We start from the raw sequence: 17,003 nt of genomic DNA on the forward strand, positions 1-17,003 counted from the left end.
TCGAAAAATACTACACCAGTTTAGTAAATTGCCCGGGAGAGGCCAGATGCTGGATGCGTTGATACGGATCGCCAAGTCGGCCGGAGACGTGATCCTCGACCTCTACGCCCGCCAGGACGTGGGCGTCAGCCTCAAGGGTGACGGCTCGCCGGTCACCCTGGCCGACGCCGCGGCCGAAGCCGTGATCCTTCGCGCCCTGGCCGAGCAGTTCCCCGATATACCGGTCGTCTCGGAGGAAGCCGCCGAAGCCGGCGAACTTCCGGACGTCGGCGATCGCTTCTTCCTGGTCGACCCGCTGGACGGCACCAAGGAGTTCATCAGCCGCAACGGCGAGTTCACCGTCAACATCGCCCTGGTGGAAGACGGTCAGCCGTGCGTCGGCGTGGTCTATGCGCCGGCGCTGGGCGTCATCTATGCCGGGGCGGGCGGGGCCGCACGGACCAGCGTGCTGGACGCCGACGGCGCGTTCGGACCCTGGACGCGGCTCGAGGCCGGCCGGCCCTCCGCCGCCGGCCTGCGCGTCGTCGCCAGCCGCAGCCACATGGGGGCGGAAACCGCCGACTATCTGGCCCGGTTCGACGTCGCCGACCTGCTGTCGGCGGGCTCGTCGCTGAAACTGTGCAAGGTGGCCAGCGGCGAGGCCGACCTCTATCCGCGCCTGGGACGGACGATGGCCTGGGACATCGCCGCCGGCGACGCGGTGCTCAGGGCGGCGGGCGGCATGGTCCGCTGCCTGGAAGGCAAGCCGTTCAGCTACCGCCTGTCGCGCGTGCCGGGCGACAGCGCCTTCGCCAACCCCTGGTTCGTGGCCTCGGGAGCCTTCGATCCAGCCAGCTTGGAAAGGGCGACGGCATGACGATGAACGCGCCGATCAACACCGCCGCGATGGCCCTGTCGGCTGCGCGTCTGACGCATTTGCAGCGACTGGAGGCGGAGAGCATCCACATTCTTCGGGAGGTGGCGGCCGAGTGCGAGAAGCCGGTGATGCTGTATTCGATCGGCAAGGACAGCGCGGTGATGCTGCACCTGGCGGCCAAGGCGTTCTATCCGTCCAAGCCGCCGTTCCCGCTGCTGCATGTGGACACCACCTGGAAGTTCCGGGCCATGTACGACCTGCGCGACACCATCGCCGCGCAGCTGGGCTTTGAGCTGCTGGTCCACAAGAACCCTGATGCGCAGGCGCGGGGGATCAACCCGTTCGACCACGGCAGCGCCCTGCACACGGATCTGTGGAAGACCGAGGGCCTCAAGCAGGCCCTGGCCAAGTACGGCTTTGACGCCGCGTTCGGCGGGGCGCGGCGCGACGAGGAGAAGAGCCGGGCCAAGGAGCGGGTGTTCAGCTTCCGCACCGCCGAGCAGCGCTGGGACCCCAAGGACCAGCGGCCCGAGCTGTGGAAGCTGTACAACACCCGCAAGCACCCGGGCGAGAGCCTGCGGGTGTTTCCGATCTCCAACTGGACCGAGCTGGACGTGTGGCAATACATCCACCTGGAGGCCATCCCGATCGTGCCGCTGTACTTCGCCGCCGAGCGGCCGGTGGTCGAGCGCGACGGGTCGCTGATCATGGTCGACGACGAGCGCTTCCGGCTGCGCCCGGGCGAGGTCCCGCAGATGCGCAGCGTGCGGTTCCGCACCCTGGGCTGCTACCCGCTGACCGGGGCGGTGGAGAGCACCGCGGCCACCCTGCCCGAAGTGATCCAGGAGATGCTGCTGACCACCACCAGCGAGCGCCAGGGCCGGGTCATCGACCACGACCAGTCCGCCTCGATGGAGAAGAAGAAGCAGGAGGGCTATTTCTAGATGACCGCCGCGGCCCCCAACACCATCTACAAGCCCTCCGACCTGATCGCCGACGACATCGACGCCTATCTGGTCGCCCACCAGCACAAGTCGCTGCTGCGCTTCATCACCTGCGGGTCGGTGGACGACGGCAAGTCGACCCTGATCGGCCGGCTGCTCTACGACAGCAAGATGATCTTCGAGGACCAGATGGCCGCCCTCGAAGCCGACAGCCGGCGGGTGGGCACCCAAGGCGGGGCGATCGACTTCGCCCTGCTGGTCGACGGCCTGGCCGCCGAGCGCGAGCAGGGCATCACCATCGACGTGGCCTACCGGTTCTTTTCCACCGACAAGCGCAAGTTCATCGTCGCCGACACCCCCGGCCACGAGCAATACACCCGCAACATGGTCACCGGAGCCTCGACCGCCGATGCGGCGGTGATCCTGATCGACGCGCGCAAGGGCGTGCTGACCCAGACCCGCCGCCACTCCTACCTGGTCAAGCTGCTGGGCATCCGCCACGTGGTGCTGGCGGTCAACAAGATGGACCTGGTCGGCTGGGACCCGGCGAGGTTCGAGGCCATCGTCGCCGACTATCGCGCCTTCGCCGATCAGATCGGCCTGGAGGTGTTCACCCCGATCCCGATCTCGGGCCTGACCGGGGCCAACATGGCCAGCCGCGGCGAGGACTCGCCCTGGTTCGACGGCCCGATCCTGATGGACTGGCTGGAGGGGGTGCAGGTCGAGGACGACCTGCGCGGCCAATCGTTCCGCATGCCCGTGCAATGGGTCAACCGGCCCAACCTCGACTTCCGCGGCTTCTCGGGCCAGATCGCCGCGGGAACCGTCAAGCCCGGCGACAAGGTCCGGTCCCTGCCGTCCGGCCGCCAGAGCACCGTGGCCCGCATCGTCACCAAGCCCGACGACCTGCCCGAGGCCTATGCCGGCCAGTCGGTGACGATCACCCTGGCCGACGAGATCGACGTCAGCCGCGGCGACATCCTGGTGGCCGCCGACGACCCGGTCGCCGTGTCCGGCCAGTTCGAGGCCACCGTGGTGTGGATGGACGACGAGCCCCTGCCGCCGGGCCGCGCCTACCTGCTGAAGATCGGAACCCGGATGGTCGGGGCCAGCGTCACGGAGATCAAGCACCGGGTGAACGTCAACACCCTGGAGCACCTGGCCGCCAAGAAGCTGGAGCTCAACGAGATCGGCCTGGTCAACCTGTCGCTGGACCAGGCCATCCCGTTCGAGCCCTACGCCCAAAACCGCGACCTGGGCGGGTTCATCCTGATCGACCGGATCAGCAACCGCACCGTCGGGGCGGGGCTGATCAACTTCGCCCTGCGCCGGGCCGACAACATCCACTGGCAGCACACCGACGTGGGCAAGGCCTCGCGGGCGGCCCTGAAGGGCCAGCGCGGCCGGGTGGTGTGGCTGACGGGCCTGTCGGGGGCGGGCAAGTCGACCATCGCCAACCTGGTGGAAAAGCGCCTGCACGCGCTTGGCCGCCACACCTACCTGCTGGACGGCGACAATGTCCGCCACGGCCTCAACCGCAACCTGGGCTTCACCGAGGAGGACCGGGTGGAGAACATCCGCCGGGTCGCCGAGGTCGCCAAGCTGATGGTCGACGCCGGCCTGATCGTCCTGACCGCCTTCATCTCGCCGTTCCGCGCCGAGCGCCGCCTGGCCCGCGAGATCCTCGACGACGGCGAGTTCGTCGAGGTCTTCGTCGACACCCCCCTGGCCATCGCCGAGCAGCGCGACGTCAAGGGCCTCTACAAAAAGGCCCGCGCCGGACAGCTGAAGAACTTCACCGGCATCGACAGCCCCTACGAAGCCCCAGAGCACCCCGAACTGGTGATCGACACCACCAGGATGGACCCCGTCCAAGCCGCCGAGCGCATCGTCGCCTGGCTCGAAGGCGAGATCGATTACGAAGTCTGAAACGGCCAGGACCGAGGAGATGGACATGCCCGTGCGATCGGTGCTGAACGGACCCGGCCAGTTGGCCATCGAGGCCGACGCCGTGCGGCTGTTTGCGCACCCGGCGGTCCAGGCGGCCGTCGAGGCCAAGCGCGCGGCGTTCGAGGCCCACCCGTTGGCGCAGGCGCCGGCCGGGCGGGCGACCATCCCGCTGAACCTGGAGGAAATGGCCTTCAGCGCGGTGGTGTCGGTGGTGGCCATGGACGTAGGCCGGGCCACGGCGTTCTGGACGCTGAACCTGCCGCACGCGCGCGACGGGACGCGTGTGCCCGGAACTCGGCACGGGGTCGATAATCCCGACAACGTCTACCGGGTCATCGCCGTGGACGATGTCAGCGATTTCCGCATCGACGGCCAGGTCAACGATCGTCCCGGCGCCGATGTCAGCTTCACCCTGTTCGACGCCTATCCGGGGTCTGGCGTCGACAGCCGGTCCCAGGGCGTCCTGATCCTCGACCAACTGGACAGGGACGACGAAGGGCGGTTCAGCTTCACCGTCGGGCCGGACGAGACCGGCGGCCGCGTCAACCACCTGCAGACCCGCCCCGGCGCCGCCCGCCTGATCTTCGTGCGGGACTCGCTGCAGGACTGGGCGGCGGAGACGCCGGTCTCGCTGACGGTCACCCGCACCGCCGGCCCCGGTGCGACGGCGCGCTCCGAGGGCCAACTGGTCGCCGAGGCGGTCGCGGCCATCGACGCGTCCATCGACTACTGGCTTCGCCTGATGCCCCAGTGGTTCGGGACGCCGTTCAACGAGATCGCCAAGGGCCGCGCCAAGAACTTCTCCTACACGCAGCAGGCCACCAGCGAGGCCCGCTTTGAACTGGCTGTCGACGAGGCCTTGGTCGTCACGATCGATCCGTGCGGGGCGCGGTATCTGGGCGTCCAGCTGGCCGATCCCTGGGGCGCCTCGATGGACTATGGCGCCCACACCTCCAGCCTGAACCAACACCAGGCCCACCGCTCGGCCGACGGGACGATCACCTATGTCGTCGCGCTGTCCGATCCCGGGGTCCACAACTGGCTGGATCCCGCCGGGTTGGAGCAGGGGACCATGCTGCATCGCTGGCAGGGGCTGCCGGACGGCGGGTTCGACACCGAGCGCTCGGTGCGCGGATCGCGCGTCGTGAAGCTGGACGTCCTGGCGAGCGCCCTGCCGACCGACATGCGCTGGGTCACGCCGGCGGAGAGACGGCGACAACTGTCGCAACGGGCCGCCGACCTGGCGCGGCGGCTGGATTGATTCAGGAGGACACCATGGCGTCTGACATCCATTTCGACCCGTTCGAGGAAGACGCGCTGGCCGATCCCGGCGCGGCCTACGGCGCCCTGCGCGCCGCCTGTCCCTTCCACCATCAACCCGCGCAGGCGGGCCGGCCGGACTACTACGTCCTGAGCGACCACGCCGAGATCAAGACCGACATCCTGCAGGGCAATCCGATCTGGTCGTTCCGCTTCGGCAACGCGATGAAGGACTCGATCAGCGACGTCGGCTTCAAGACCGACGGCGACTTCCACGCCGCGTTTCGCATGGTGGTGCAGCGCGGCCTGACGCCGCCGATGGTCAAGGCCTGGCGCCCGAAGATCGAGGCTATCGTCGACGAACTGCTCGACGCGATGCTGGCCATTCCCGACGGCCAGGGCGATTTCTACAGCCTGTTCGCCCTGCCGCTGCCGGCCCGGATGATGTGCCGGATGCTGGGCGCGCCCGAGGCCGACTACCAGAACTACAAGCGCTGGAGCGACACGCTGCAGTTCCTGACCTTCGAGGATCCCGAGCCGGGCTCCTACGAGGTCGTGCTGCGGGAGATCTATCCGCACTTCACCACCCTGATCGAGCAGCGCCAGGCCCTGCTGGCCGCGGCGGGCGTCGACGACCCGGACCTTTCGCACCTGGGCGCGGTGCTGCCGGACGACTTCATGTCGCGCGCCCTGGTCTCGCGGGTCGAGGGACGGCGGCTGACGCACGAGGAAATGCTGAACATCTGCCTGGCCTTCCTGACCGGCGGCCAGGAGACGACGACCAACCTGATCGGCCACCTGCTGCGGCGGCTGCTGGAGGCGCCCGAACGCTGGGAGCAGCTGAAGGCCGACCCGTCGCTCATCGACAACGCCGTGGAAGAGTCGCTGCGCTTCGACCCGCCGGTATTGGCGCATTTCCGCACCAGCCTTTCCGAGACGCAGATGCACGGCCATGACATCCCCGAGCGCGCCAAGCTGATGTTCTCGATCTGCGGCGCCAATCGCGATCCGGCGGTGTTCGAGGCCCCGGACGAGTTCCGCATCGATCGGCCGTTGCCCGAGGCGCGCCAGCACCTGTCGTTCGGCTCGGGCGTCCATCTCTGCCTCGGCGCGCCGGTCGCCCGGCTGGAGGCCCGGATCGCCCTGGAACGCTTGATCGAACGCCTGCCCAACCTGCGCCTGCTGGGCCTGGGCGGCCGGGTGCGGACGTGGATGTACTGGGGCCATACCGGTCTCGACGTGGCCTGGAGCTGATCGGATGCTGAGGTCCACGCCCCTACCGCCGGACGCCGCCCTGACGGGGCGCGCCCGGGCCCTGGCCTATCCTGAGCACACCGCCGCAGGACTGGCCGCGCTGAACGGCGCGATCCCCGCGGCGAGCGCGTTGGCCCTGACGCCCGAGGCCCTCAAGGCCGAGGCGATCCGGCGGGCCGGCGGACCGGTCGATTTCGGTCCGGCGCCGCTGGACGAGCCCCTTTCCGTCCTGTGCCGGTCGCTGAACGATGAGATCGAGCTCCACGCCCTGGGTCGGTTGCAGGTGTTCAACCAGCTCGCGGGTCTCTTGACCATGCGGCTGCGGTTCGAGGACCTTTGGCGGCGCCATCCGGAAATCCTGGATCAGCCGGTCGAACGCCCGATCGTCGTCATCGGCCTGCCCCGCAGCGGAACGACCATCCTGCACCGCCTGTTGTCGCGAGACCCGGCCAAGCGCTCCTCGCCGTTCTGGGAGCAGGTCGTCCCGTTGCCGGACGGCGATCCGACGGCGCTGCAGCCCGACCCCGACCCGCGCCTGGTCCGCATGCGTCAGTCCCTGGACATGCTGGACAAGGTCGTGCCCGACCTGAAGCTGATGCACGAACTGACGGCCGACCAGCCGGACGAGGACATCAGCCTGCTGATCTTCGCCTTCGCCTCGCTGCAGTTCGAGTGGAGCTACCGCGTTCCCAGCTACAGCCGCTGGCACCAGGCCTTCGACCATACCGAGGGCTATCGCTATTTCCGCCGGGTGTTGCAGACCCTGCAGTGGTTGCGCGGCGGAGAGCGCTGGGTGCTGAAGGCGCCGCAGCACCTGGAGCAGCTCAAGCCGCTGCTGAGCGTCTTTCCGGACGCCATCCTGGTGCAGACCCACCGCGATCCCGTGCCGGCGATCATCTCGCTGGCCAGCCTGACCACCTATGGCGGGCGACGCTACTACGACCATCCCAACCCGCACGCGGTGGGGGCGGACATGGCGTCGATCGTCGAGCGGCTGCTCCGCAAGGGCGTGGAGGACAGGCCCGAGGATGAAGGACGCTTCGTCGACATCCAGTTCACCGACCTGATCGCCGATCCCCTGGGCTGCGTGCGACGCATCTATGCGGTCGCTGGCGATGCGCTGAGCCCTGAGGCTGCGTCCGCGATGCAGGCCTGGATCGACGACAATCGCCAGGGCAAGCACGGCGGCCACGATTACGCCGCCGAGGACTTCGGCCTCGACGCCGGCGACCTGCGTCGTCGCCTGGGGTTCTACCAGGAGCGCTTTTCCATTCCGGTCGACCGCCGGTTCGCGGTCTGAGGACGCGTCGATGACATCGCCGATCGATCCCGCCCTGTCGTCCGACGCGATCACGGCCATCGCCGAGGAGGCCTACGTCTACGCCTTCCCGATGATGATCGCCTACGGCTTCTTCCACCGGCAGACCATGGGCCCCGACACGCCGGAGAAGCAGGCGATCGGGCGGTTCACCCACTTCCGGACCCTGGGCAGCCCGACGTTCAACAACGTCATCCCCTGGATCAACACCGACACGCTGTACTCGGCCGCCTGGCTGGATCTGCGGCGCGAGCCCGTGGTGCTGAAGGTCCCGCAGTTCGAGGGCCATCGGTTCCAGAACGTTCAGGCCGCCGACTGGTACACGATGAACTTCTTCACCCGCGGCACGCTGGACGTGGGCAACGCGGCGCGGACCTATCTGCTGGCCGGGCCGGACTGGAGCGGCCCCTCGCCGCCGGGCGTCGACGAGGTGGTGACGGCCGACAGCTGGATCATCAAGCTCTTCACCCGGATCATCGTCGAAGGGCCGGGCGACGAGGCCGCCATCCACGCGCTGCAGGACCAGTATGCCCTGGTCCCGCTCAGCGCGTTCCTGGGTCTGGCCCCGCCGCCCGCGCCGCCGGCGGCCGAGTTTCCGGCCCCGCCCGCGTCCGGCCTGCGAGGACGGGGGTTCTTCGAGCAGCCGTCGCCCGAGTTCATCGGAACCTTCAACCATCTGATGACCCAGGCGGCCGTCCATCCCGACGAGGCGGCGCTGTTCGAGCGTTTCGCCGGCATCGGCGTGGCGCCCGGCGCGGATTTCGACGCCTCGGTGCTGACGCCGCAGCAGGCGGCGGCGATCCAGGCCGGGATCGACGCCGGACGGGCCAGGATCGAGCATCGGCTGGCCAACCTCGACACGCCGGTCAATGGCTGGGTCTATCCCCTGGACCTGCGCGGCGGTCGCGATCGGTTGACCGGCTCTTCCGGCGCCTATCTGGCCCGGGCGGTCGCGGCCCGATACGCCATCTGGGGGCCGGGCGCCGCGGAGGTGGTCTACATGGTCGCCGAGGTCGACGCCGCCGGGGCGGCGCTGGACGGGTCGGCCGCGACCTACGCGATGACCTTCGACGCAGCGCCGCCGGTCGACGGCTTCTGGTCCTATACGGTCTACGACGCGGCCACGCGGTTGCTCGTTCCCCACCCCTCCGGGCGCTACAAGCGCGGCGATCGCGACGCCGACATCCGCCGCAACGCCAACGGCGGCTTCACCCTGCTGCTCCAGAACGCGCCGCCGCCCGCTGATCGCCTGGGCGATTGGCTGCCCGTACCGGCGGGGCCGTTCCAGGTGGTGGGACGGTTGTACGGTCCCCATGCGACGCTGCTGGACAAGACCTATACCCCGCCGCCGCTGGTGGCTCGACCGCTGGAAACCTAAACCGGATAGGCCGTCGACTCGACCAGGTCGACATGCAGGTCGTAGTCGGCCAAACGCGCGTGGATCGCGTCGCGGATGTACTTGCGACCGTCGGCGCCCAGCGCCAGGTGGACGGGCGGGTTTTCCATCGCCGCCAGGGCCAGGACGACCGCCGCGCCGCGGGCTGGATCGTTGGGCGCGGGAACGACCGGACGCTCCATCGAGTGCCTCAGGCGGGCCGTCATCGCCGCATAGTCGGGCAGGGGGGCCTGGGCCCAGGCCATGCTGGCGGCGCCGAAATTGGTGCGGAAGCCGCCGGGCTCGACCACGGTCACCCGGATGCCGAACGGCGCGAGTTCCTTGGCCAGGGCCTGGCTGAGGCCCGCCACCGCGAACTTGGAGGCGCTATAGAGCCCCATGCCCGGAAAACCCCGCGCGCCCGCCACCGACCCGATGTTGATGATGGCGCCGCCGCCGCGCGCCTTCAGGTGCGGGATCGCCGCCTTCACCACCCTGAACACCCCGAAGAAGTTGGTGTCCATCTCGCGGGCGGCCTCGGCCTCTGTCAGTTCCTCGACCGCGCCCACCAGCCCGTAGCCAGCGTTGTTGACCACCACGTCGAGGCCGCCGGCCAGGCGAACAGCGGCCTCGACGGCAGGGCCGACCGCCGCGGCTTCGGTGACGTCGAGGGCCAGGGCGTGGGCCCGGCCGGGCGCGAGCGCTTCGAACGCGACGAACTGGTCGGCCTTGCGCAGGGTGCCCACGACGACATGGCCGGCGGACAGCGCCGCCTCGGCGATCGCGCGCCCCAACCCGCTGGATACGCCGGTGATGAACCACACCTTGGGGGAAACCATCGAAGCCTCGCTGAGCACACCGACGCCGCGCCGGGTCCGCTCCAGCCTTTCTCCTCAAGGTAGCCGCGTCCAGCCGCCGCACCCGATGGAAGGGGCATATCGCTGACGCGATGAGGACGGCGTGACGCATAGGCAAGGCCGCCGTTGGGCATAGGGTGTCTCATCGGGAGCCCGCCAGAAGAAGAGCGGACCTCGCGCGGCCAGACGACTGGCGGCTAGGGAATAGAAACGCAGGAAGGGGAGGCTTCATGGGCATTCGAGGAAATTGGCGCGTGTTGGCGTGCGCTACGACCGCCTTGTGCGGCGTGCCGGCCGTCGCGCTCGCGCAGGACGCGCCGGTCCAGGCCCCGCCTGCCGCCGCCTCGGCACAGACCGTCACCACCGTCGACGACATCATCGTCACCGCCCGGCGACGGGAGGAGCGCCTGCAGGACGTCCCCCTGGCCGTGACGGCCGTGGCGCCCAAGGCCCTGGAACGCGCCAACATCACCAATGTGTCGGGCCTTCGCACCCAGGCTCCAGCCCTGATCATCGTCCCGGGCGCCGGCGCCAACAAGAGCACCCCGACCTTCGCGATTCGTGGCCAGAGCCAGCAGGAGCTGACCATCCTGGCCGACCCGTCGGTCTCGCTCTATATCGGCGACATCGTCGCGCCCCGCTCGCAGGGCGCCAATGGCGGCCTGTTCGACCTGGCGTCCGTCCAGGTGCTGAAGGGACCGCAGGGCACCCTGTTCGGTCGCAACTCGACGGGCGGCATCGTCCAACTGATCCCCAACGCGCCGACCCATGAGGCCGGCGGCTCGTTCGGTGTGACCGTTGGCAATTTCGGCACCCTGAACACCGAGGCGGTCGTCAACATGCCGCTGGGCGACAAGCTGGCGGCCCGCCTGGCCGTGGTCAGCAACAAGGACGACGGCTACCTGTACGACGTCCTGCTGGGCCGCAACGTCAACTTCACCGACAACCAGGCGCTGCGGTTCTCGCTGAAGTGGGATCCGAACGACGCCCTGACCAATACCCTGGTGGTCGACGCCTATCACTCCAACGAAGGCGGCGCCGGCTCGTATGTGCGCGCCGTCAATCCCAACGGCGTCTTCAACTCCGCGCCGGCGAGGACGCCGCGCAACTATCCGACCCTGCAGCAGATGCTGGCCGACCAGCAGGCCCGGGGCACGCTGAAGACCGCCAGCGGCACGCCGTCGTTCTCCAAGGTCGAAACCGTGACCGTCGCCAACTCGACGGTCTACGATCTCGGCGACCACATCTCGGTGAAGAACATCTTCGGCTATCGCGACGTGAAATCGCACAGCTACGAAGACACCGACGGCCTGCCGATCCCGCTGCTGGAGATCGAGCGCATCTTCGACCAGCACCAGTTTTCCGACGAACTCCAGATCCTGGGCCAGAGCGGCAACCTGAACTGGATCGCCGGGGCCTACTACTTCCGCGAAAAGGGTTCGGACCAGGGCGCCAGCGTCACCGGCGCGGCCGATTTCGGCGACGTTCAGCCCACCAGCGTCTTCGCCTATCCGGGCTGGGCCAACACCTGGGTCAAGGCCAAGAACACCAGCTACGCGGTCTTCGCCCAGGGCACCTACGCCTTCCCGAGCGTGAAGGGGCTGTCGCTGACCGCCGGCGTGCGGGGCAACTGGGACAAGCGCGAAGCCGACATCCTGAGCCGGACGGCGACGGCCTGCCGCTTCACCATGGACGAGGACCACAATTCGGCCACCGCTGAAACCCGGCCGACCCTGGCCAACTGCGACCTGCCGCTGGCCGTCAAGTACAGCGAGCCGACCTACAATGTCAGCCTCGACTACAAGTTCGGCGACGGCAAGCTGGTCTATGTCGCCCACCGCCACGGCTATCGCACCGGCGGCTTCGGGGCCCGCGCCTCGACCGAGGCCGGCCTGCGCCGGACTTTCGAGCCCGAGATCGTCGACGACGTCGAAGTCGGCGTGAAGGCGGACTGGCGCTTCAACGGCGCCTTCCTTCGCACCAACCTCGCCCTCTACAGCAGCCAGTACAAGGACATCCAGCGGCTGCTGCAGGACAACACCGTGATCCCGATCACGACGGTCACGGCCAACGCCCAGAAGGCCCAGGTCCAGGGCGGGGAATTCGAGTTCCTGTTCCGGCCGGTGCAATCGGTCGAGCTGTCGGGCTTCTGGGCCTATGCGGACGGCGAGTTCAAGCAGTTCATCGACCCGAACGGCGTGGACCTATCGGCCACGGCCTTCTCGCGCACGCCCAAGAACGTCTACAGCCTGTCGGCCCGCTTCATGCCGACCATCCCGGACAAGATCGGCAGTGAGTTGTCGTTCGGCGTCAGCTACTTCCACAGCGACGGCTTCGTCGACAACGACGGCGCCGCCCCGACCCAGATCACCTACGCCTACGAACTGGTGAACCTGAACGCCGAGCTGCGCAATGTGGGCGGGACGAACGCCTCCATCGGCCTCTACGTCAACAACGCCCTGAACGAGAAGTACGACTTCGCCATGCTCGACGTCTTCTCCTCGCTGGGCTTCAGCGCCCGGACCCCGGGCGACCCGCGGACCTACGGCGTGCGGCTGAAGTACGAGTTCTAACGACCTTCGATCAAACTGAAGGGGCGGAGATCCTAGTGATCTCCGCCCCTTTTTTTGTCTGCCGGCGGCCACATCGGAGGGTCGTCAACGGCCTGACCATTCTCATCATCACCAACAACCGTCGGTGAAAAAGGGGAAGCGTGGAGAGTCACAACCCAAGGCCCCTTGGCCTCAGCGCGGCGCCTTGTCGGGCCGATAGTCCTGCGGCAGGCCCAGGATCCGTTCGGCCACGGTGTTCAGCAGCATCTCATCGGTCCCGCCGGCGATGCGCAGGGTGGGCTGGTCCATCCACGACATGGCGAAGTCGGTCTTGGGGCGGGGATGGGCGCCGGCGTCGAACCGCAGCCCGTCCGCGCCCAGCAGGTCCAGCGCGCAGATCGCGACCTCGCGCCGGCCCCGCGCGCCGACCAGCTTGTGGATCGAGCCCTCGGGGCCGGGCTCGCGGCCTGCGGCCAGTTCCAGGACGGACTTCTCGTGGATGGCCGACAGCGCCTGTTGCGTCGCGAAGGCGCGGGCGATGACGCCGCGGACGCGGCCGTCCTGGCTGGCCGGCCGGCCGTCCACCTGGGTTTCCTGGGCCAGGGCGACCAGGGCGTCGAGCGGCGGACCGAAACCGGTCTCGTCGGCGGCGGCCGTATAGCGTTCGATCATCAGGGTCTCGACGGCCAGGCGGAAGCCCGCCCCGACCTCGCCCAGGCGCCAGGCGTCCGGGATGCGGACGTCGTCGAAGAAGACCTCGTTGAACTCTTCGGCGCCGTGCAGTTGCCGGATCGGCCGGACCGTGACGCCCGGCGCCTTCAGGTCCACGAAGAAATAGGTCAGGCCGCGATGCTTGGGCGCATCCGGGTCCGAGCGGGCGACGATGACGCCGTAGTCGGAATACTGGGCGAAGGTGGTCCAGACCTTCTGGCCGGACAGGATCCAGTCGTCGCCGTCGCGGACGGCGCGCGTGCGCACCGCCGCCAGGTCCGAGCCCGTCGAGGGTTCGGAGAACAGCTGTGACCACATTTGTTCGCCGCGCAGGGCCGGCGGCACGAAGCGGGCCTTCTGCTCGGGCGTCGCGTAGCGCAGCATCATCGGGATCGGCATGGACAGGCTGATCACGAAATAGGCCGAGGGAAAGCCGCGCGCGGCTTCCTCCTCGACGAACAGGACCTGCTCGATCTGGCTGAGGCCCGCGCCGCCATACTCGGTGGGGAAGGTCAGGCCCGCGAAGCCCGCCGCCGCCTTGGTCGCCTGCCAGCGACGGGCGAGCGCCACGTCGTCGTCCAGCGAGAGGCCCAGGCGCGCGGCCTGGCCGAACTCAGCGACATGCGGCTCCATGAAGGCGACGACGCGGGCGCGAAAGGCCTCCAGTTCGGGGGAAAGGGCGCTCATGCGGTCAGGTCCTTGGCATGACGGGCGACCAGGCGTTCGGCCACGACATCCTCCCAGCGCCCGGCGGCGCCCAGTTCCAGCGCCAGGGCGCGGCTGCGGCGATAGTAGAGGTGCAGGTCGTGCTCCCAGGTGACGCCGATCGCGCCGTGGGTCTGGATCGCCTCGCGCGCGGCCAGTTCGCTGGCCTCGATGGCGCAGAGCCGCGCCGCCCCGGCCCGGATCACCAGGTCGTCGGCATTGTCGCGCAAGGCCAGGACGGCGCGCAGGGCCGCGCCGCGCGCCAGCTCGGCGGCGACATAGATCTCGGCGATGCGGTGCTTGATCGCCTGGAACTTGCCGATCGGCTGACCAAAGGCCTGGCGCTCGTTGGCGAAGGCTCGGGCCCGCTCCAGGCAGGCCTCGGCGACGCCCAACTGCTCGAAGGCGACGACGACCGCCACGCGGGCCAGCAGGTCCAGCGCGGCTTTCCCGGCGTCCGTCGCAACCAGGATCGTGGCCGCCGCCCCCTTGAAGGTCAGGTCGGCGTAGCCGCGGCTGTTGTCGAAAGTCTCGACCGGGGCCCGACGAGTCCGGGCGTCGAGCTCGACCAGCGCCAGGACGTTGGTCCCGGTCGCCACGTCCTGCGCCAGGGTGACCAGCAAGCCGGCCTGCAGACCGGCCGCGACCGGGCCAAGCGCGCCATGCAGCGCGCCGTCGCGAAGCTCGGGTGGGCGGACGCCGTCGAGCGCGGCGGACAGATCGACCGCGCCGATCGTCTCGCCCGTTCCCAGGCTCGGCAGAAGCCTGGCCCGAAGCTCAGGCGCGCCATGCAGGCGCAGGGCCTCGCTGACGCCGAAGCTGGTGGACAGGAAAGGCGCGCCGGCGGCGAAGCGGCCGGCGACCTGCGCCGTCAGGCAGAGTTCGACAGGACCCAGGTCCAGGCCGCCATGCGCCTCGGCGAGGGTGATCGCGGTCCAGCCCATCTCCCGGCACGCGGTCCAGAAGACCTCGTCATGGCTTCCGGTCCGCTCCAGCAAGCCGCGCAGGCGGTCGGGCGAAAAGCTGTCGGCCAGCAGGCGCTCGGCCTCCCGGACGATCTGGCGCTGGTCGTCGTCGAGCAGGAAGGCCATGAGCTGTGATCCTACAGGCCCTGGGCGATCAGGGCCGGGGCGTCCTTCCAGCCCTTGCCCTCGGCGACCAGTCGTTCCAGCAGCTTCGACGGCCCCCAACGGGTCTGGCCGTTCTCGGCGCCGAGCACGCGCGCGGTCTCCAGCACCTTGTCCAGGCCGATCTGCTCGCCCCAGAACATCGGGCCGCCGGTATGGATGGGGAAGCCGTAGCCGTTGACCCAGGCGACGTCGATGTCGCTGGCCCGGATCGCTATGCCTTCCTCCAGCTCCTTGGCGCCTTCGTTGACCAGGGGATGGAACAGGCGAGCCAGGATCTCCTCGTCCGTGAAGGTGCGCTGCTCGATGCCTTGGCGCTGGGCCTCGGCGGTGATGATCGCAATGGCCTCGGGATCGGGCAGGCGGTCGCGGCCTTCGTAGCGATAGAAGCCCGAACCCGAGCGCTGGCCGATGCGTCCGGCCTCGACCATCCGCTCGACCAACTCGGGCATGCGTTCGTCGACGGGCAGGGTCTTCTTGCGGACGGCGCGGACGTTGACCGCCTGGGCCATGCCGGCCAGGTCGCGCATGGCCAGCGGCCCCATGGCCATGCCGAACGCCTCGGCCACACGGTCGATCTGCTCCGGCGTCGCGCCGCGCTCCAGCATGTATTCGGCGTTGACCGTGTAGTACTGCAGCATGCGGTTGCCGATGAAGCCGTCGCAGTTGCCGGCCAGCACCGGCGCCTTGCCGATCTGCTTGCCCAGCGCCATCACCGTGGCGATGGTCTCCGCGCTGGTCTGGGAGCCGCGCACGGCCTCCAGCAGCTTCATCACGTTGGCCGGGCTGAAGAAGTGGGCGCCGATCACCTTGTCGGGGCGGCTGGTGGCCGAGGCGATCTGGTCGATGTCCAGCGACGAGGTGTTGGTGCCCAGGATGGCGTGCGGCGGCGTGGCCTTGTCCAGCAGGGCGAAGATCTCCTGCTTCAGGGCCATGTCCTCGAACACCGCCTCGATGGCCATGTCGACGTCGCCCAGGTCATCATAGCCGCCGATGGGTTGGATGCGGCCCAGGCGCTCGTCCATCTGGGCCTGGCTGATCGAGCCTCGCGATAGCGAGGTCTCGTAGGTCTTGCGCACCGCCGCCATGCCGCGCTCCAGCGCTTCGGCGTTGACGTCCAGCAGCTTGACCGCGATGCCGGCGTTGGCGAACGACATGGCGATGCCGCCCCCCATCAGGCCCGAGCCGATCACCACCACCTTGCGGACGGGCAGGGGCTTCACCTCGGCCGGCACGTCGGGGATCTTGCGAGCCTCACGCTCGGCGAAGAAGTAGTGGATCAGGGCCTTGCGCTGGTCGCTGGCCATCAGTTCGCCGAAAGCCTGGTTCTCGTAGGCCTTGGCCTCGTCGAAGCTTCGGTTCGTCGCCGCCTCGATGACGTCGACGATGCGGGCCGGGGCGATCTGGCCGCGCCACTTCTTGCGGTTCTTGGCGCGGAAGTCGTCGAACACCTTGGGATCGACGCCGCTGACCTTGTCGTTGCGGTCGCGCACCGGGGCCGGCGCGCCGTCGGTCGCCAGCTTCAGGGCGTAGGCGACCGAACCGGCCCGCAGATCGTCGACGATGGCGTCGATCACGCCCAGCCGCTCGGCCTCGACGGCGCCGAGGTGACGGCCGGTGGTGACGGCCTCCAGGGCGACCTCCACGCCCGTCAGGCGCGGCAGGCGGATCGTGCCGCCGGCGCCGGGCAGCAGGCCCAGCTTAACCTCGGGCAAGCCGACCTTGGCGGAGGCGACGGCGACACGGGCGTGGGCCGTCAGCGCCAGTTCCAGACCGCCGCCCAGGGCCGTGCCGTGGATCGCGGCGACGATCGGCTTGGGGCTGGCCTCGAACTGAGCCTGCAGGGTCTGCAGCCGGGGTTCGGCCGCGCTGTTGGGGGTGCCAAACTCGCTGATGTCGGCGCCGGCGATGAAGGTCGAGCCGCCGCCGATGACCACGACGGCCTTGACGCCGCTGTCGGCCAGGGCCCGCGCCAGGCCCTCGGCCAGTCCCGTGCGGACCGCCAGGCTCAGGGCGTTGACGGGCGGGTAGGCGACGGTGAGGACCGCGACCTCGTTCTCGACGGCGTATTCGACGGCGGACATGGAAACTCCC

General features: G+C 69.1%; 12 protein-coding genes. 8 read left to right on the plus strand and 4 right to left on the minus strand.

The features are described 5' to 3' along the window. Nucleotides 1–46 precede the first annotated feature (46 nt). Genes cysQ through G3M57_RS07835 form a run of 7 tightly spaced genes read left to right on the plus strand, consistent with a single transcriptional unit; the run spans nucleotide 47 to nucleotide 8,960 of the window. Entirely contained in the window at nucleotides 47–856 is an 810-nt protein-coding gene (gene cysQ, locus G3M57_RS07805; RefSeq protein WP_163229809.1) for a 3'(2'),5'-bisphosphate nucleotidase CysQ, read from the plus strand. After that, nucleotides 853–1,800, plus strand: coding sequence for a sulfate adenylyltransferase subunit CysD (cysD, locus tag G3M57_RS07810; protein WP_230983972.1), 948 nt, complete (start codon nucleotides 853–855; stop codon nucleotides 1,798–1,800). Before cysQ ends, cysD begins: the two co-directional genes overlap by 4 nt. Next, complete coding sequence (cysN, locus tag G3M57_RS07815; RefSeq protein WP_163229811.1) at nucleotides 1,801–3,729, plus strand: sulfate adenylyltransferase subunit CysN; 1,929 nt, start codon at nucleotides 1,801–1,803, stop codon at nucleotides 3,727–3,729. 25 nt (nucleotides 3,730–3,754) lie between these two features. Further along, nucleotides 3,755–5,011, plus strand: a complete 1,257-nt coding sequence (locus G3M57_RS07820; protein ID WP_163229813.1) for a hypothetical protein — start codon at nucleotides 3,755–3,757, stop codon at nucleotides 5,009–5,011. Nucleotides 5,012–5,025: 14 nt separating this feature from the next. Beyond that, nucleotides 5,026–6,264, plus strand: a complete 1,239-nt coding sequence (locus G3M57_RS07825; protein WP_056755212.1) for a cytochrome P450 — start codon at nucleotides 5,026–5,028, stop codon at nucleotides 6,262–6,264. Between the two features lie 4 nt (nucleotides 6,265–6,268). Continuing rightward, complete coding sequence (locus G3M57_RS07830) at nucleotides 6,269–7,564, plus strand: sulfotransferase family protein (RefSeq protein ID WP_163229815.1); 1,296 nt, start codon at nucleotides 6,269–6,271, stop codon at nucleotides 7,562–7,564. 10 nt (nucleotides 7,565–7,574) lie between these two features. Further along, nucleotides 7,575–8,960 (plus strand): DUF1254 domain-containing protein, encoded by a 1,386-nt coding sequence (locus G3M57_RS07835; RefSeq protein ID WP_163229817.1) that lies wholly within the window; start codon nucleotides 7,575–7,577, stop codon nucleotides 8,958–8,960. On the opposite strand, the gene G3M57_RS07840 is transcribed toward G3M57_RS07835, so the two are convergent. Next, nucleotides 8,957–9,796, minus strand: coding sequence for an SDR family NAD(P)-dependent oxidoreductase (locus tag G3M57_RS07840; RefSeq protein WP_163229819.1), 840 nt, complete (start codon nucleotides 9,794–9,796; stop codon nucleotides 8,957–8,959). The genes G3M57_RS07835 and G3M57_RS07840 overlap by 4 nt on opposite strands. Before the next feature lie 272 nt (nucleotides 9,797–10,068). On the opposite strand from G3M57_RS07840, the gene G3M57_RS07845 reads away from it, so the two are divergent. Further along, entirely contained in the window at nucleotides 10,069–12,387 is a 2,319-nt protein-coding gene (locus G3M57_RS07845) for a TonB-dependent receptor (protein WP_208789663.1), read from the plus strand. Between the two features lie 171 nt (nucleotides 12,388–12,558). Here the strand turns inward: G3M57_RS07845 and G3M57_RS07850 are convergent, their stop codons facing one another. The 3 genes from G3M57_RS07850 to G3M57_RS07860 are packed head-to-tail and all read right to left on the minus strand — an operon-like array spanning nucleotide 12,559 to nucleotide 16,993. After that, entirely contained in the window at nucleotides 12,559–13,764 is a 1,206-nt protein-coding gene (locus tag G3M57_RS07850) for an acyl-CoA dehydrogenase family protein (protein ID WP_056755200.1), read from the minus strand. After that, complete coding sequence (locus tag G3M57_RS07855) at nucleotides 13,761–14,873, minus strand: acyl-CoA dehydrogenase family protein (RefSeq protein ID WP_163229821.1); 1,113 nt, start codon at nucleotides 14,871–14,873, stop codon at nucleotides 13,761–13,763. Before G3M57_RS07855 ends, G3M57_RS07850 begins: the two co-directional genes overlap by 4 nt. A gap of 11 nt (nucleotides 14,874–14,884) precedes the next feature. After that, the gene (locus G3M57_RS07860) at nucleotides 14,885–16,993 is read right to left on the minus strand and encodes a 3-hydroxyacyl-CoA dehydrogenase NAD-binding domain-containing protein (RefSeq protein ID WP_163229823.1); all 2,109 of its coding nucleotides are present in this window, start codon (nucleotides 16,991–16,993) and stop codon (nucleotides 14,885–14,887) included. Nucleotides 16,994–17,003: the final 10 nt, after the last annotated feature.

Origin of the sequence: Caulobacter rhizosphaerae (genome assembly GCF_010977555.1) — a bacterium.
Taxonomy (GTDB): Bacteria; Pseudomonadota; Alphaproteobacteria; order Caulobacterales; family Caulobacteraceae; genus Caulobacter; species Caulobacter rhizosphaerae.

Coding starts and splice junctions, on each gene's coding strand:
- G3M57_RS07835 (WP_163229817.1), top strand. CDS start 7,575: ATGACATCGCCGATCGATCCCGCCCTGTCGTCCGACGCGATCACGGCC.
- G3M57_RS07825 (WP_056755212.1), top strand. CDS start 5,026: ATGGCGTCTGACATCCATTTCGACCCGTTCGAGGAAGACGCGCTGGCC.
- G3M57_RS07850 (WP_056755200.1), bottom strand. CDS start 13,764: ATGAGCGCCCTTTCCCCCGAACTGGAGGCCTTTCGCGCCCGCGTCGTC.
- G3M57_RS07830 (WP_163229815.1), top strand. CDS start 6,269: ATGCTGAGGTCCACGCCCCTACCGCCGGACGCCGCCCTGACGGGGCGC.
- G3M57_RS07860 (WP_163229823.1), bottom strand. CDS start 16,993: ATGTCCGCCGTCGAATACGCCGTCGAGAACGAGGTCGCGGTCCTCACC.
- G3M57_RS07820 (WP_163229813.1), top strand. CDS start 3,755: ATGCCCGTGCGATCGGTGCTGAACGGACCCGGCCAGTTGGCCATCGAG.
- cysD (WP_230983972.1), top strand. CDS start 853: ATGACGATGAACGCGCCGATCAACACCGCCGCGATGGCCCTGTCGGCT.
- cysN (WP_163229811.1), top strand. CDS start 1,801: ATGACCGCCGCGGCCCCCAACACCATCTACAAGCCCTCCGACCTGATC.
- G3M57_RS07840 (WP_163229819.1), bottom strand. CDS start 9,796: ATGGTTTCCCCCAAGGTGTGGTTCATCACCGGCGTATCCAGCGGGTTG.
- G3M57_RS07855 (WP_163229821.1), bottom strand. CDS start 14,873: ATGGCCTTCCTGCTCGACGACGACCAGCGCCAGATCGTCCGGGAGGCC.
- cysQ (WP_163229809.1), top strand. CDS start 47: ATGCTGGATGCGTTGATACGGATCGCCAAGTCGGCCGGAGACGTGATC.